Origin of the sequence: Streptomyces sp. VRA16 Mangrove soil (assembly GCF_017377775.1) — a bacterium.
In the GTDB taxonomy this organism is placed as follows: Bacteria; Actinomycetota; Actinomycetes; order Streptomycetales; family Streptomycetaceae; genus Streptomyces.
In genome coordinates, this window is sequence record NZ_JAFVLN010000008.1 from 450,088 (window position 1) to 464,886 (window position 14,799).

The 14,799-nt window shown below is 72.7% G+C and carries 15 protein-coding genes; 3 read left to right on the top strand and 12 right to left on the bottom strand.

What is annotated here, in order from left to right; genetic code table 11:
- Positions 1-69: 69 nt before the first annotated feature.
- The 7 genes from J3486_RS23900 to J3486_RS23930 all read right to left on the bottom strand — a co-directional run bounded on the left by J3486_RS23900 (position 70) and on the right by J3486_RS23930 (position 7,154).
- On the bottom strand, positions 70-1,131 hold the full coding sequence (locus tag J3486_RS23900) for a 2-aminoethylphosphonate ABC transporter substrate-binding protein (RefSeq protein ID WP_207823521.1): 1,062 nt from the start codon (positions 1,129-1,131) through the stop codon (positions 70-72).
- A 44-nt stretch (positions 1,132-1,175) separates the two neighbouring features.
- Positions 1,176-1,973 carry an ABC transporter permease gene (locus tag J3486_RS23905; protein ID WP_207823523.1) on the bottom strand — a complete coding sequence of 266 codons (798 nt, stop codon included), beginning with the start codon at positions 1,971-1,973 and terminating at the stop codon, positions 1,176-1,178.
- Complete coding sequence (locus J3486_RS23910; RefSeq protein WP_207823525.1) at positions 1,960-2,763, bottom strand: 2-aminoethylphosphonate ABC transporter permease subunit; 804 nt, start codon at positions 2,761-2,763, stop codon at positions 1,960-1,962. Before J3486_RS23910 ends, J3486_RS23905 begins: the two co-directional genes overlap by 14 nt.
- A gap of 133 nt (positions 2,764-2,896) precedes the next feature.
- Positions 2,897-3,958 carry an ABC transporter ATP-binding protein gene (locus tag J3486_RS23915; RefSeq protein ID WP_207823527.1) on the bottom strand — a complete coding sequence of 354 codons (1,062 nt, stop codon included), beginning with the start codon at positions 3,956-3,958 and terminating at the stop codon, positions 2,897-2,899.
- 167 nt (positions 3,959-4,125) lie between these two features.
- Positions 4,126-4,890 (bottom strand): GntR family transcriptional regulator, encoded by a 765-nt coding sequence (locus tag J3486_RS23920; protein WP_207823529.1) that lies wholly within the window; start codon positions 4,888-4,890, stop codon positions 4,126-4,128.
- 72 nt (positions 4,891-4,962) lie between these two features.
- Positions 4,963-5,763, bottom strand: a complete 801-nt coding sequence (locus J3486_RS23925; protein WP_207823530.1) for a hypothetical protein — start codon at positions 5,761-5,763, stop codon at positions 4,963-4,965.
- A gap of 182 nt (positions 5,764-5,945) precedes the next feature.
- Positions 5,946-7,154 carry an ROK family transcriptional regulator gene (locus tag J3486_RS23930; RefSeq protein WP_307804910.1) on the bottom strand — a complete coding sequence of 403 codons (1,209 nt, stop codon included), beginning with the start codon at positions 7,152-7,154 and terminating at the stop codon, positions 5,946-5,948.
- A gap of 55 nt (positions 7,155-7,209) precedes the next feature.
- Between J3486_RS23930 and J3486_RS23935 the strand changes: the two genes are divergently transcribed.
- Together J3486_RS23935 and J3486_RS23940 are read left to right on the top strand one after the other, a co-directional pair.
- Positions 7,210-8,292 carry a Gfo/Idh/MocA family oxidoreductase gene (locus J3486_RS23935; protein ID WP_207823534.1) on the top strand — a complete coding sequence of 361 codons (1,083 nt, stop codon included), beginning with the start codon at positions 7,210-7,212 and terminating at the stop codon, positions 8,290-8,292.
- A complete protein-coding gene (locus J3486_RS23940; RefSeq protein ID WP_207823536.1) occupies positions 8,289-8,756 on the top strand; it encodes a heme-degrading domain-containing protein in 468 nt (155 codons plus the stop codon). Before J3486_RS23935 ends, J3486_RS23940 begins: the two co-directional genes overlap by 4 nt.
- On the opposite strand, the gene J3486_RS23945 is transcribed toward J3486_RS23940, so the two are convergent.
- From J3486_RS23945 to J3486_RS23965, 5 genes are all read right to left on the bottom strand, one after another.
- Entirely contained in the window at positions 8,740-10,161 is a 1,422-nt protein-coding gene (locus J3486_RS23945) for a choice-of-anchor A family protein (RefSeq protein WP_207823538.1), read from the bottom strand. The two genes, J3486_RS23940 and J3486_RS23945, sit on opposite strands and share 17 nt — an antisense overlap.
- A 99-nt stretch (positions 10,162-10,260) precedes the next feature.
- On the bottom strand, positions 10,261-11,118 hold the full coding sequence (locus J3486_RS23950; protein WP_207823540.1) for a fumarylacetoacetate hydrolase family protein: 858 nt from the start codon (positions 11,116-11,118) through the stop codon (positions 10,261-10,263).
- A gap of 140 nt (positions 11,119-11,258) precedes the next feature.
- Positions 11,259-12,041, bottom strand: coding sequence for a YidC/Oxa1 family membrane protein insertase (locus J3486_RS23955; RefSeq protein WP_207823541.1), 783 nt, complete (start codon positions 12,039-12,041; stop codon positions 11,259-11,261).
- Between the two features lie 173 nt (positions 12,042-12,214).
- Positions 12,215-12,454, bottom strand: coding sequence for a DUF6412 domain-containing protein (locus J3486_RS23960; protein ID WP_229378510.1), 240 nt, complete (start codon positions 12,452-12,454; stop codon positions 12,215-12,217).
- A 200-nt stretch (positions 12,455-12,654) separates the two neighbouring features.
- Positions 12,655-13,185, bottom strand: a complete 531-nt coding sequence (locus tag J3486_RS23965; RefSeq protein ID WP_207823543.1) for a helix-turn-helix domain-containing protein — start codon at positions 13,183-13,185, stop codon at positions 12,655-12,657.
- Between the two features lie 118 nt (positions 13,186-13,303).
- Here J3486_RS23965 and J3486_RS23970 point away from each other — a divergent pair, with 118 nt between their 5' ends.
- Positions 13,304-14,743, top strand: a complete 1,440-nt coding sequence (locus J3486_RS23970; protein ID WP_207823544.1) for an MFS transporter — start codon at positions 13,304-13,306, stop codon at positions 14,741-14,743.
- Positions 14,744-14,799: the final 56 nt, after the last annotated feature.

Genomic DNA, 14,799 nt, shown 5'->3' on the forward strand with positions numbered 1-14,799 from the left:
TGTGCTGAAAGGGGCGCCGGACGACACTGTGCCGACGGCTCTCAGCCTAAGCCGATGATCGGCGCCGGGTCAGCTGCCGGTCGCGGACTTCCAGTCCTCCACATAGCTCTGGAGATTCTTGTCGATGTCGTTCCAGTCCGGCTCGAAGATCTCGACGCCGTCCATGATCCGGGCCAGGGCGATGGCGTTCTCGTCGGTGGCCTTGACGTCCTTGCGGGCCGAGAAGCCGCCGCCGACGGAGCTGACCTCCTGCTGCGCCTTCACGGAGAGCAGGTAGTCGAGGAGCTTCTTGCCGTTGGCGGTGTGCGGGGCGTTCTTGACGAGCCCGGCCGCGTACGGGAGCGCGAAGGAGGTGGGCTTGCCGCCGGTCGCCTTCGGGAACCAGATGCCGAGGTGGGGCATGGTCTTGGACTGGGCGTAGTTCATCTGCACATCGCCGTTGGCGACGAGGAGTTCGCCCTTGTCGACCTTGGGGGCGAGCTTGCCGGTGGAGGCGGACGGGCCGACGTTGTTGGCCTGGAGCTTCTTGAGGTAGTCCATGGCGGCCTGCTTGCCGCCGAAGTCGTGCATGGCCTTGACGACGACGGCGGTGCCGTCACCCGCGACGCCCGGGGTGGAGTACTGCAGCTTGTTCTTGTACGCGCCGTCGAGCAGTTCCTCCCAGGTGGCGGGCGGCGTCTTCAGCTCCTTCTTGTTGTAGACGAAGCCGAAGTAGTTGTTGACGACGGAGGTCCAGGTGCCGTCGGCGGCCTTGTCGGCGCCGTCGACCTGGTCGGCGCCCTCGGGCGTGTACGTCGCCAGCAGGCCCTTGCCGTCGGCCTGTTGGATGAACGGCGGCAGCGTCACGAGCACATCGGCCTGTGTGTTGGACTTCTCGCGGACGGCGCGCTGCACCATCTCGCCGGAGCCGCCCTCCACGTACTTGACTTTGATGCCGGTCTTCTTGGTGAAGTCCTTGAAGACCTGGTCGTACCAGCCGTCGCCGTTCTCGCCCTTGAGGCCGTCGGCGCTGTAGACGGTGACGACCTTCGCGTCGGAGGCGGCGGAGCTGCCGCCGCAGGCGGTCAGTCCGGCGGCGAGGGTGAGGCAGCCGGCGGTGGCGGCGGCCGCGGTGAGGATGTTTCTGCGCATGGCGAAGTGCACTCCCGTAGCAAGGACAGCAGGTGGAGGGGTGGTCAGCGGTACGAGGCCTTGGTGCGGATCCGGGACATGACGAGCAGCACGAGCAGGGTCGTCGCCATCAGGACCACCGCGATCGCGGAGCCGGTGAACAGGGAGCCGCGATCGGTGATCGCGTAGATCTGCACCGGCAGCGGCATCCAGTCCGGCGGGTAGAGCATCATCGTGGCGCTCAACTCCCCCATGGACAGGGCGAAGCAGAGTCCGGCGGCCGCGTTGAGGGACGGCAGCAGCAGGGGCAGCTTCACCTTCCACAGGACGTGGGCGGGGCGCGCCCCGAGCGACGCCGCCGCCTGTTCGTAGGCCGGGTCGAGCCGCACGACGGCCGCCGAGACCGACTGGTAGGCGAACGCGGTGACCAGGATCGTGTGCGCGACGATGACGATCCAGCGGGTGCCGTTGAGCAGCATCGGCGGCTTGCTGAAGGCCACGAGGACGGCGAGTCCGACGACGACGGACGGCACCGCGACGGGCAGCATGAACAGGGCGTCCATGGCCCGGCGCCCGCGCTTGCTCAGTGCGGCGGCCGCGAGCGCGGCCCAGCCGCCGACGACCAGCGCGAGCAGGCTCGCCGTGACGGCGGTGACCAGGCTGGTGGTGAGAGCGGTGAGGGAGTCGCCGCTGGTCGCGGCCTTGTAGTGGCCGCCGGTGAAGCCGGAGGGAAGAACCCCGGACCAGTTCGTGGCGAACGAGGCGGCGACGATCACGAGCAGCGGCAGCGCGAAGAGCGGCGCGACCAGCGCGAAGAAGACGGCCCAGGTGGCCCACCTGCCCTTGCGGCTATGCACCAGCACGACGGCTCACCACCCGGTAGAGGCCGTATAGGCCCACGGATATCAGGACGTTGACGACGGCGACGACGCACGCGCCGGGATAGTCGGACTCCAGGATCGCCTTGCTGTACACGAGCATCGGGAGCGTGGTGACGCCCTTGGCGCCGGTGAAGAGCACGATCCCGAACTCGTTGAGGCACAGGACGAGCACCAGGCTGCCGCCGGCCGCGAGCGCGGGCAGCGCCTCGGGCAGGATCACCTGCCGCACGATGCGCGCGGGTCCCGCGCCCAGCGACCCGGCGACCTCCAGCTGCGCGGTCTCGACCTGCGAGAAGGCGGCGAGCAGCGGCCGCATCACGAACGGCGTGAAGTACGTGATCTCGGCGAGCAGCACGCCCCACGGCGTGGTCAGGAACTGGAAGGGCCCGGTGGCGGCGCCCGTCACGTCCGTCCACAGCCCGTTGGCCATGCCCACCTGCCCGTACACGAAGAGCAGCGCGAGCGTGATGAGGAACGACGGGAAGGACAGGAACACGTCGATGAACCGCGCGACGGCCCGCGCCCCCGGGAACGGCACGAACGCCACGACCAGCGCGAGCACGAACCCCAGCACGAGACACCCGACGGTCGCCCCGACGGCGAGCCACACGGTGGTCCAGAGGGCTTCCCGGAAGGCGGACGACGAGAAGACGTCGGCGTAGGGCTGCAGGGAGGTCCCGCCGGTGTCGGGCCGGAGGGACTGCTGAACGACGAGAAAGAGGGGGTAGAGGAACACGACGCCGAGGGCGAGAACGGGCGGCAGCGCCCACATCACCCGCTGTGTCCGCCGCTGTGGGCGGGCGTCCCTCCCGGGGGTCCCGCCACGCCCTTCAGGCTGTGGGGGACGGGTAAGGGCGGGCACAGTCCCCGGCGCCGGGTCACTTTTCAGCAGGCCCGAGGTCGGCTCAGCCATCGCCGACCCCCGCGCGGAGCAACACCGCGTCCTCCGGCGAGAAGTGCACCGTCACCGTCTCCCCGAGCGTCGGCGGCTCCCGCAGCTCCCGCAGATCCGCCTTGACCTGGCCGCCGTCCACATCGACGTACAGCCGATGCGTGGCCCCCCGCCACTGCACCTCGGCCACGGTCCCGCTGAGCGCGTTGGGCCCGTCCCCGAGCCCGACACGATGCGGCCGCACGCACAGCGTGGCCGAGGCCCCGGCCGCGACCCCGTCCGTGGCGACCTTCAGCTCGGCGTCGCCGAGCGAGACCGACCCCGAACCGACGCGCACGGGCAGCAGGTTGGCCCCGCCGACGAACGACGCGGTGAACTCGGTGCGCGGCCTGCGGTACAGCTCCTGCGGCGTGCCGACGTCCTGCAACCGCGCCTTGTCCATCACCGCGATCCGGTCGGCCAGCGTCAGCGCCTCGACCTGGTCATGGGTGACGTACAGGATCGACACGTCCGGCAACTCCCGGTGCAGCCGCGCCAGTTCGGCGAGCATCTCGGAGCGCAGCCGCGCGTCGAGCGCGGAGAGCGGCTCGTCGAGCAGCAGCACCCCGGGCCGGATGGCGAGCGCCCGCGCGATGGCGACGCGCTGCTGCTGCCCGCCGGAGAGTTCGCGGGGGTAGCGCTGGGCGTAGGCCGCCATGCCGGTGAGTTCGAGGGCCTCGGTGACGCGCCCCGGGATCTCGCTCTTCGGCACCTTCTGCGCCCGCATCCCGAAGGCGACGTTGTCGGCGACCCGCAGGTGCGGGAAGAGCGCGTACTGCTGCACGACCATGCCGATCCCGCGCCGGTGCGGCGGCAGGTCGGTGACGTCGCGCTCCCCGATGAACACCCGCCCGGCGGCGGGCCGCACGAACCCGGCGACCGCGCGCAGGGCGGTGGTCTTGCCGGATCCGGAGGGCCCGAGCAGGGCCAGCACCTCACCGGGCTCGACGGTCAGCTCCAGCGCGTCGAGCACGGTGTTCCCGCCGTACGCGACAGAGACCCGGTCGAACCGGATGCCGCTGCGGCCCTCACCCATCAGGCCTCAACTCCCTTGTGTTGCGCTGCTCTCACGACGCCCACGCTCCTGAAGACGGGTGTCCCGCGCCGGTCCGCCCGGCAACGGGACAGTGAACGGGCCCCCAAGGTTGGCCTAGACCCGTTACGTTCTCGTTATCGTTCTGCGTCGATCGGGGTCCGGGGATCTCAGCCCAGACGTGTGGTGAACGAGAACCGGTCGCCGCGGTAGAGCGTCCGCACGCGTTCGGTGGGCCGGCCCCCGGTGTCGTACGAGATCCGGTGGATCAGCAGCATCGGCAGCGCGGGCGGCGTCCCGATGAGCAGCGCCTCGCGCGGGGTCGCGAGCACCGTCTCGATGCGTTCGTCGGCGGAGCCGAAGTCGATGCCGAGGCGCTCATGGACGTACGAGTAGAAGGACGAGTCGGGGTCGAAGTCCCGGTCGAGGCGCGGGATCCGGGCCACGGAGACATAGGTGGACTCCAGGCCGACGCGCTCGTCGTCGGCGAGCAGCACGCGCTCCATGTGCCAGACGTCCGCGCCGCGCTCCAGGCCGATCTCCGCGGCGAGCGCGGGCGGACACGGGAAGCGGTCGAGGCCGATCAGGGTGCGCCCGGGGCGCCTGCCCTGGCGGCGCACGCCCTCGGTGTACGAGGCCAGGGAGAGGGGCTGTTCCAGTTTGGGGCCCGCGACGACGGTGCCTCGGCCGCGGCGCCGCAGCCGTCCTTCGAGCAGCAGGTCGCGCAGCGCCTGACGGACGGTCTCGCGCGCCACACCGTAGCGCACGGCGAGGTCACGCTCGGTCGGCAGCGCCTCCCCCTCCGCCAACTCGGCTATCAACGCGCCGAGTTGGGCCTTGACGGCGTAGTACTTGGGGATCCGGCCGTGTTCGGGGATGCCGTCGCGCACGGGGGCGCCGGGTGCCTGGGCGTGCGGGTAGTTCGGGTGGTCCACGCGGGGATGGTCGCAGACGTGGGTGAACGCCCGGGGTGGCGGCCGGGGTGCGCCGGCGGGAAACGGCCGGGGTCAGCGCCCCTTGAGGCGCAGGCGCCGGCTTCCCGCCACGAGGGCGCCGCCGGCGAGGAGGAGGGCGCCGGCGACGGCCCCCAGGCCGAGCGCCGAGGCGCCCGGACCGGTCTTGGCGAGCTCGTCGGCGAAGGACGGGCTCTCGCCGTCCGCGACGATCGCGAACGCGTAGTCGTCGGACTCGCCCACCCAGTCGCCGTCGTCGCCCCTGCGCTGCACGAGCGCGGCGTCGGCGACGACCCGGCCGGGGGGCGTGTCGGAGGTGAAGGCGAGCCTGACCCTGACGGTCACCGTGTCGCCGGAGCCGACCGCGACGCCGGGGAAGCCGTCGTCGAAGACGCCGATGTTCTCGCCCTCGTCGGTCCGCTCGAAGGGCACGGGCCGCCAGCGCGCCCCGTCGAGGAACTCCAGCTGGATCTGACGCGGCCGCAGTGTGCGCCGCGGATCGGCCAGTACGAGCACGGGGTGGATGTTCCCGCAGCTCACGTCGGCGGTGTTGGTGAGGTCGATCGACCAGTCCCGGTAGCCGCCGCCGGGGTGGTAGGCGGTGGGGCCCTTGCGGATGCGGGCGCGGACCGGGAAGTCGTCGCCGTCGGCGGCCGCGTCGCAGGAGGGTTCACGGCGCGCTGTGGCTGCGCCGGCAGCGCTCCTGTCCATGGCTCCCCCGGCGGCCCTCGGGCCGGCCTGCGCCGTCACGCCCTGCGGGAGACCGCTGTCCGCCGCTGCCGCGAGAGGACCCGCGGGGGCCAGGGCGGCGGCGGTCGCGGCGATACCGAGGGCGATCGGGCGGCGCAGTCGCATGCAGGGCCTTTGCTGGTCGCGGACTTGGGCGCTGTCGAGGAGGAACGGACCCGCCCGCCGCGGCAGCTCCCCGAGGGAACGGTCGTGGCCCAGCACCCTGCCACGCGCGTGCGGCCGCGCTGTCGCGACACGGCCCCGCGCGGCCCGAAGATCACCCAATTCCCCCTATCAGCCGCCTTCCGTCACTTCTGATGGACGGGAAAAGTGACGGGCGAGCCGACGGGAGAGGCGACGTTCCCGCGCCCGAAGAGCGGCGCGAGGATCAGCTGCGCGGCCCCTTCGACGACGAGGGTGTCGCCGCCGGGCGCGCCGCGCACCGGTATCGCCCGGCCGCCGCCCCCGCGCCGCGCCCGCGCCTCGACGACGGCCCCGACGCCGCGCACGAACCGGTCCTCGGCCGCGGCGACGGTCCGCCCGCCGAGCAGGACGGCGTCGATGTCGAGCAGGCTCACCAGGTTCCCCGCGCCCTCGCCGAGGACGCGCGCGGCCTCGTCCAGGCCGCTGTCAGTGCCCCGGGCGACCGCGGCCAGGCACAGCGCCTCGATGCAGCCGCGGTTGCCGCAGTCGCACTCCGGGCCGTCCAGCTGGATGACCTGGTGGCCGAATTCGCCCGCCCCGGTCCGCGCCCCGCGGTAGAGGGCACCGCCCAGGACGAGCCCGGCGCCGAGCCCGGTGCCCAGGTGCAGATAGGCGAAGGACGGCGTGGGGGCCGCGCCGCCGCTCAGGGCGAGGCCGAGCGCGGCGGCGTTGGTGTCCTTGTCGACGACGACCGGCAGTCCGAGCCGCTCGGCGAGCGCGTCCCGCAGCGGGAACCCGTCCCACTGCGGGAAGCCCGTCACCCGGTGCAGCACCCCGTCGGCGTGGTCGAGCGGTCCTGGCACGGCGACCCCGATGCCGAGGGCCTGGCCGCCGCCGTCACCGCCCTCGCCGTGCGCGTCGTTCTCGCCGCCGAGCAGCTGGTCCACCTCGCAGGCCACGGCGGCGAGCACCGCCTCGGCGCCCGCGCCCAGATCCAGCGGGGCGCGCCGGCTCGCGACGACCGCCCCCGACAGATCGGTGAGCACGGCGTGGAGTTCATCACGGTCCAGGTGCAGGCCGATCGCGTACCCAGCGTCCGCGACGAGCCGCAGCACCGTGCGCGGCTTGCCGCCCGTGGAGGCCCGGCGGCCCGCCTCGACGACGAGCCCCTCGCCCCGGAGCCGTGCGGTGATCTTGCTGACCGCCTGCGGGGTGAGGCCGGTGCGCTCGGCGAGTTCGAGCCGGCTGATCCCCTCCTCCCCCGCGGTGCGCAGCAGGTCGAGCACGAGCGCGGCGTTGTGCCCGCGCAGGGCGGCGAGGTTCACGCCCGCGGTGGGCTTTGCATGCTGGGCATGCGCGACATGCGTGTTCACGGTGCCATTGTCCCTCCCGCTTGCACTTTGGCAACAGCGTTGTTTAAGTGGAGGCATGACTGGTACGAGTTCTCCCCTTCGCGTGGGTCTGATCGGCTACGGCCTCGCGGGCTCCGTCTTCCACGCCCCCCTGATCGCGGCGACCGAGGGCCTGGCCCTCGACACGGTCGTCACCTCCAACCCCGAACGGCAGGCGCAGGCCACCGCCGAGTTCGGTGCGGGGCTGCGCTTCGTGGCGTCCCCCGACGACCTGTGGGAGCGCGCCGGCGAACTCGACCTGATCGTCATCGCGTCCCCGAACAAGACGCACGTACCGCTCGCGACGGCCGCGCTCAAGGCCGGCCTTCCGGTCGTCGTCGACAAGCCGGTGGCGGGCACGGCGGCCGAGGCCCGCGAGCTCGCGGCGCTCGCCGAGGAGCGCGGCCTGCTGCTGTCGGTCTTCCAGAACCGCCGCTGGGACAACGACTTCCTCACCCTCAAGGCCCTGCTCGACGGCGGCGAGCTGGGCGGCGTCTACCGCTTCGAGTCGCGCTTCGAGCGCTGGCGGCCGCAGCTCAAGGGCGGCTGGCGCGAGTCCGGGAACCCGGAGGAGATCGGCGGTCTGCTCTACGACCTCGGCAGCCACGTCGTCGACCAGGCCCTGGTCCTGTTCGGCCGGGCCGTCTCGGTCTACGCCGAGTCGGACGTGCGGCGCGCGGGCGCCCAGGCCGACGACGACACGTTCATCGCGATCACCCACGAGAACGGGGTGCGCTCGCACCTGTACGTCTCCTCGACCACGGCCCAGCTCGGCCCGCGCTTCCGCGTCCTCGGCTCGCAGGCGGGCTACGTGAAGTACGGCCTCGACCCCCAGGAGGCGGCCCTGCGCGAGGGCAAGCGCCCCAGGGCGGGCGAGCCGTGGGGGGTGGAGTGCGAGTCGATGTGGGGCCGGGTCGGCTCCGGGGAGTCCCCGGCGACCGGCGGCGGCCGTCCGCGGCCCACGGTCGACGGCGACTACCCCGCGTACTACGCCGCCGTGGCCGCGGCCCTGCGCGACGGCGCCCCGAACCCGGTGCCCGCCACGCAGGCCGCCGACGCCCTCGACGTCCTGGAGGCGGCCCGCCGCTCGGCCCGCGACGGTGTGGTGGTGTCCCTGTGAGCGCCCCGACCATCGAGGATCTCGAGGCCCAGGAGAAGCGCCTGGTCCTGGACTCCTTCACGTACGACGACGCGTGGCGGCTCGGCACCCTGCTGGTCGGGCTGGCCCGCGAGCGGCAGGCACCGGTCGCCATCGACATCACCCGCGGCGGCCAGCAGCTCTTCCACGCGGCGCTGCCCGGGTCCACCCCGGACAACGACGCGTGGATCGCCCGCAAACGCCGCGTGGTCGAGCGCTGGCACGTCTCGTCCTACCTGGTCGGCAGCCGCTACCGCGCCAAGGGCACGACGTTCGAGGAGTCCTCGCGGCTGGACCCCGACACGTACGCGGCCCACGGCGGGGCGTTCCCGATCGCCGTGCGGGGAGCGGGCGTGGTGGGCGTGGTCGTGGTCTCCGGCCTGCCTCAGGTGGAGGACCACGCGCTGGTGGTGGAGGCGCTGGAGACGTTCACCTCCGGCCGCTGAGGCCGCGCCGCCGCCTGCGCGTCACGGTGACGATCGCCGCGCCCGCCGCCAGGGTGGCCGCGGCGATCGCCCCGAGCACGGCGGAGCCCTCGCCGGATCCGGTCTCGGCGAGCTCACCGCCCGAGCCCCCGCCGTCGGTGCCGCCCCCGGCGCTCCCCCCGCTGGTCCCGCCGTCTGTGCCACCGCTCGTCCCGCCGTTCGTTCCTCCGCTGTCGGAGGGGCTCGGCGAAGGCGAAGGCGAAGGTGTCGGGGTCGGGGTCGGGGTGGGCGTCGGGGTGGGCGTCGGGCTCGGGGAGTCCGTGGGAGTGGGCGTGGGAGTCGGCGTCGGCGTGGGGGTCGAGTTGTCCTCGTCGCACGTGGGCAGGTCCCCGTCGAAGGGGTAGGCGTGGAACTCCTGGCCACCGCCGCCCGTGGCCGACGACGTGTGCACAAGTGAACCGGTCGTGTAGAACCGGCCGTTGAAGCCCGACATGGTCACCGTCGTCGTACTGGCCTGGTTGCCCACCAACACGCTCCCGGCGAACTGGGCGGTACCGGCCAGCGTCACGTCCGTGGCGTCGGGGAAGTTCCACAGCAGCCTGGTGCGCACCTCGTCGGGGAGCAGCGCCTCGTACGTGTTGATCTCGCGGGCGTCCCCGTAGACGTTGACGAGGACGGTGGCACCGGAGGGAATGTTCTCGAAGCGGTAGCCCTCCTGGCCCCCGCTGGTGCTGACCAGGTCGAAGTCGACGTCGAAGATCTGGAGGGCCGAGCTGCCGTCGCCGGTGAAGACGGTGGTGCCGCCGTCGTTGACGGCGGTGCCGGTCGCGGTGCGATGCCCGCCGTCGACGTAGGCGTAGCACGTGCTGGCGTCGGTGAGCTGCTGACGCAGCGCGGTGTAGGGCGCGGTCGCGTCGGCGTCGTGGACCGCCTGCGTCTCGACGGTGCCGGAGAGAGCGCCTCCGTAGCGCAGGACGCCGCTGGCATCGGCGTCCTCGACGACGACCCGCTCCCCTGCGCCGACGGTCACGTCGCCGCCGACGGTGAGGAAGTCGGTGCCGTCGTCGGGCGGCACCCGGGAGCCGACGCCCGCGACTCCGACGTTGTAGAGCTGCGAGACGCCCGCGTCCTTGTCCTGGTCGAAGTCGCCGAGGACGACGACCTTGCCCTCGGCCTCGGCGGCGGAGCGGCGCACCTGCATGTTCCCGCCGACGAAGACGTTGATGTTGTTGTCGCGGCCGGTCGGGGTGCCGTTGTTCGGGTCCGGGTACGTGTCGGGGCAGTTGCTCCCCCTGCAGGGCCCGAGCCCGCCGGGCAGCGGGTCGGCGTGCGCGGGCGTCACGGCGGCGCCGACGACGAGGACCGCCGTGGCGGTGACGGTGGCGGGCAGGCGGGCCGCGCGGAGCCGGGTTCGGATGTCTCGCATAGGCGCACTATGGGAAAAGATCACCGCCCGGCCGCAATGACACGCGCGGAGCACCCCCGAACGGCACGCGGCCGGAGGTGTCCGCACCCGGCAGTGCCGCTACGCGTCCTTGAGCTCCTGGCGCTGTCGGCCGAGGCCCTCGATCTCCAGTTCCACCACGTCACCGGCGCGCAGGTACGGCTTCGGTTCGGGGTGGCCCATGGCGACGCCGGCCGGGGTGCCGGTGTTGATGATGTCGCCGGGGTAGAGGGTCATGAACTGGCTGACGTAGCGGACGACTTCCGCGACCGGGAAGATCTGCTCGGCCGTGGTGCCGTCCTGCTTGAGTTCGCCGTTGACCCAGAGCTTGAGGGCGAGGTTCTGCGGGTCCGCGACCTCGTCGGCGGTCACCAGCCAGGGACCCAGCGGGTTGAACGTCTCGCAGTTCTTGCCCTTGTCCCAGGTGCCGCCGCGCTCGATCTGGAACTCGCGCTCGGAGACGTCGTGGGCGACCGCGTACCCGGCGACGCCCGCGAGCGCCTCCTCGTGCGAGGCGGCGTAGCGGACCGTACGTCCGATGACCACGGCCAGCTCCACCTCCCAGTCGGTCTTGGTGGAGCCCCGCGGCACCAGCACCGTGTCGTGCGGGCCGACCACCGTGTCCGCCGCCTTGAAGAAGACGACGGGCTCGGCGGGCGGCTCGGCGCCGGTCTCGCGGGCGTGGTCGTGGTAGTTCAGGCCGATGCACACGACCTTGCCGATCCGGGCCACCGGCGGACCCACCCGCAGCCCCGACGCATCAAGGGCGGGCAGCTCTCCGGAGGCGGCCGCGGCCCGGATCCGGTCCAGGGCGGCGGCGTCCGACAGGAGCGCCCCGTCGATGTCCGTGGCCAGACCCGACAGGTCGCGCAGGGTCCCCTCGGCATCCAGGAGCGCGGGACGCTCGGACCCGGCGGGACCGACTCGCAGCAGCTTCATCTAGGTGACTCCCTCTGATCTAGGAGAAGCCTCCAAGGCCCGGTGCGGCATGCAGCCATCGGAGGTCTGGTCGATCCTCCAAGGTCAACGTCCAGTCCGCAATACCTCGTTCACGGACTGGACCGTAACCAGCGCTCCGGCTACACCGCGGGGGCGGCGAGCGCGCCCGCGTACGGCATGTCCCGGTACAGGACGGCACGCTCGATCGCGCTCCACGTCGTGGACGTGACGACGTACAGCGCGGCGGCGAGCGGCACCACGCCGACCGTGAACAGCGTCATGAACGACATCAGCGGCATGAACTTGGTCATCGCGCCCATGCCGGGCATCTGCGACTGCTGCTCGTCGGCCGGCCGTGCGGCCGCGGAGAGCGCCATCTGACGCTTGGTGCGGCGGTAGTTGAAGGTCGCGACGCCGGCGACGAGCGCGAACAGCGCCACGTAGACCAGGCCCTGCGCCCCGAAGAGCCCGCCGTGCGCGAGCGCGTGGGCGAACCGGTCGCCGAGCGGGGCCGCGCCGAGGGTGTGCCCGAGCAGGGCGTTGGGGTCGCCACCGATGCTGCGGCTGGAGAACACGTGGTAAAGCAGGAAGAACGCCGGCATCTGGAACAGCATCGGGAAGCAGCCCGACAGTGGCGAGACCTTCTCCTCCCGGTGCAGTTCCATGATCGCCTTCTGCAGTGCCTCCGGGTTCTTCTTGTGCTTCTTGCGCAATTCGGCGATGCGCGGCTGCAGCTTCATCCGCTCGCGCTGGCCGCGGGCGGCGGCCCGGGAGAGCGGGTGGACGAGGAGCCGGACGAACGCGGTGAACAGGATGATCGCCGCGGCCGTCGCCGAGGCGTGGAAGAGCGGCTGGAGCAGGTCCGCCAGATGCCCGACCAGGGACGCGAAGGCGGACAGGAACGACGTGAAGATCGACGACATGGGTGAGCCCTCCGGGGGTCTCGTCGTGCCGACTGCATCTTGGGGGGACGACCCCCGGGCCTCCGGCCGGGCCGACGATCAGCGCGGCGGGACGGCGGCGGGATGCAGGAAAACGTGACAGGTTCTCGGCGTGACGGACTGCGGGTGCGGGCCCGCGGGGAACGAGGGCTCGGTCAGCAGGCCGTCGGGACGGGACGGCCGGGCGCCCGGGGCCTGCGGCGCCCCGACGCGTCGGGGTCGCGCTGCGGCAGGAAGGCCGTGCGTTGTTCACGGTCGCGGATGGCGGTGCGCACCCGTGTCGGCGGCACGCGCGGGGCGCTGCGCGCGGCGAGCACGGAGCAGGCCACGAGCGCGGATCCGGCGGCGGCGGTCGCGGCGAGGGCGACGGCGCCGGCGAGGCTGCCGGTGTCCATCAGGACGCTCTGGACGAGGAGGAACAGGAGCAGCGCGGCGGGCCGCAGAGTAGTCGTCACGGTGCCGCCTCCTCTCCTGGTGGTCTCCGGGTCGTACCGGTCGCCCTGGTCATCCGGGTCGTACCGGTCGTCCTGTTAGTACGCGCGTTCGTGCGCGTATGCGTACATGCCGTACGCGTATGCGTACACGTTCCTGCCAGTTATACAGGCTCGGTGACGACGGGCTGAAGCAGACGCCTGGGTTGTGCCAGCACCCGGCTCACCGGGTCGGCCGGGTCCGGGTCGAGCCCGGCACCCGGCAGCATCTCGACGTCCTCCAGCGGCACGGACCCGATGCCGCAGGTCGTGCACTCCCCCGTGAGCCCGAGGTCGGTGCCGCACGGCGCGTGCCGGAACTCCCGCATCGGCTCGGCCCCGGGCAGGCTGCGCCCCCACACGCCGAGCGCGCGCAGCACCGGCCACAGGTCGCGGCCGAGCGGGGTGACGAGGTACTCGTCGCGCGGCGGGGACTCCTGGTAGCGCCGCTTCTCCAGGACGCCCGCCTCGGTGAGCGCCTGCAGCCGGGCGGCGAGGACGGCGCGCGGGATGCCCAGGTGGACCAGGAAGTCGTTGTAGCGCCGCACGCCGTAGAGGGCGTCGCGGACGACGAGGAGCGTCCAGCGCTCGCCGACGATCTCCAGCGCGCGGGCGACCGAGCACTCCTGTGACGCGTAGTCCTTGCCGAGAGCCATGCCCTCACAGTAACCGCACCCCTTCTGTCGATTCAATGAACGAACCGACCATGCTACGGTCGATCCGCTCGCTAAGTTCATTCACTGAACCTACGAATCACGACTGGACGGGTCACCCATGTCTCAGCCCGACGTACGCGCCCCCGCCCCGCCCGCGACGGAGTCCGCGCCCTCCGCCCCGCTCCGCCCGGCCGCCACCCTCGCCGTCACGAGCGTCACGACGGCCGTGGCCCTGATGACGTACACCGCACCGATGATCACGCTCGCCGACACGGCCGCGTCCCTGCACACGGGCCTGTCCGCGCAGGCCTGGCTGCTCAACGGCACCCCGCTCGGCCTCGCCGCGCTGCTGCTGGTGGCGGGCAGCCTCGCGGACGACTACGGGCGGCGGCGCGCGTTCGTCCTCGGCACGCTCGCCCTCGGCGTCACCACCGCGCTCGGGGCGCTGGCCACCGACACCCTGCTGTTCACGCTGGCCCGGATCGCGCAGGGCGCCGCGTCCGCCGCGATCCTGGCGGCGAGCCTGGGCCTGCTGGTGCACGCCTTCCCGACGCCGGCGGGCCGGGTGCGGGCCACCGGGGTGTGGGGCGCGTGCGTCAGCGGGGGCATCGCGCTCGGTCCGGTCGTGGCGGGCGGCATCGCCCAGCTCGCGGACTGGCGCTGGGCGTACGGGGTGCTGGGCGCGGCCGCGCTGCTGGTGGGGGCGGTCGCGCCGCGGGCCCTGGCCGAGTCCCGCTCGCCCCGCGAGGGCCGGCCCGACCTGCTCGGCGCGCTCACCCTCGGCCTCGCCCTCGTCTCCCTCCTGGCCGCGCTGACGCTGGGCCGCGACGGCTGGCTGCGCGTGCCCGTCGCCGTCCTGCTGTTGTCGGCCGCCGTGCTCCTGGCCGCCTTCGTCGTCCTGGAGCGCCGCGGCGCGAGCCCGATGCTCGACCTGTCGCTGCTGCGCCGCCCGCTCTTCCTGGCGTCGGCGGCCGGGGGACTGTTCACCGGGCTGTCGGTCATCGCGCTCTTCAGTTACGTGCCGACGCTCGTCCAGCACACGATGGGCGTGAGTGCGATGGGTACGGCCGGGCTCTTCGCTGTCTGGTCCGGGACGTCGTTCGCGGTCGCGCTCCAGGCCCGGCGCCTGGCGGGCCGGGTCTCCCCGCGCCTTCAGCTGGCGGCCGGTTTCCTGCTGCATGCGGCGGCCGTGCTCACCATGCTGGGCGCGGCCGGCTCGGGCCACTGGACCCGGCTCCTCCCCGGCCTGCTCGTCTCCGGCATCGGCAGCGGCCTGCTCAACGCGGCGCTGCCCCTGCTCGCGGTCGAGTCGGTTCCGCCGACCCGCGCCGCGATGGGCTCGGGCGCCAACAACACGGCCCGCTACATCGGTTCGGCGGCGGGCGTCTCCCTGATGATCGCGGTCTCCACCTCGACGGGCACCTCACCGCACGCCCTGGCCCAGGGCACGAACGCGGTGCTCGTGGTGTCGGCGGTACTGGCGGTACTGGCGGCGGGGGTGTCCGACTTGTTGCCCTTGTCGCAGACGATCTCGTACGTGACCAGGGTGATCGGGTAGGCGCCGTCGGCCTTGGTCGCGTAGTTCAGCTCCAGGGCGAGGTCGTTGCCCGTGCC

Coding starts and splice junctions, on each gene's coding strand:
- J3486_RS23925 (WP_207823530.1), bottom strand. CDS start 5,763: ATGCGACTGCGCCGCCCGATCGCCCTCGGTATCGCCGCGACCGCCGCC.
- J3486_RS23970 (WP_207823544.1), top strand. CDS start 13,304: ATGTCTCAGCCCGACGTACGCGCCCCCGCCCCGCCCGCGACGGAGTCC.
- J3486_RS23955 (WP_207823541.1), bottom strand. CDS start 12,041: ATGTCGTCGATCTTCACGTCGTTCCTGTCCGCCTTCGCGTCCCTGGTC.
- J3486_RS23935 (WP_207823534.1), top strand. CDS start 7,210: ATGACTGGTACGAGTTCTCCCCTTCGCGTGGGTCTGATCGGCTACGGC.
- J3486_RS23900 (WP_207823521.1), bottom strand. CDS start 1,131: ATGCGCAGAAACATCCTCACCGCGGCCGCCGCCACCGCCGGCTGCCTC.
- J3486_RS23910 (WP_207823525.1), bottom strand. CDS start 2,763: ATGTGGGCGCTGCCGCCCGTTCTCGCCCTCGGCGTCGTGTTCCTCTAC.
- J3486_RS23950 (WP_207823540.1), bottom strand. CDS start 11,118: ATGAAGCTGCTGCGAGTCGGTCCCGCCGGGTCCGAGCGTCCCGCGCTC.
- J3486_RS23960 (WP_229378510.1), bottom strand. CDS start 12,454: ATGGACACCGGCAGCCTCGCCGGCGCCGTCGCCCTCGCCGCGACCGCC.
- J3486_RS23945 (WP_207823538.1), bottom strand. CDS start 10,161: ATGCGAGACATCCGAACCCGGCTCCGCGCGGCCCGCCTGCCCGCCACC.
- J3486_RS23965 (WP_207823543.1), bottom strand. CDS start 13,185: ATGGCTCTCGGCAAGGACTACGCGTCACAGGAGTGCTCGGTCGCCCGC.
- J3486_RS23915 (WP_207823527.1), bottom strand. CDS start 3,958: ATGGGTGAGGGCCGCAGCGGCATCCGGTTCGACCGGGTCTCTGTCGCG.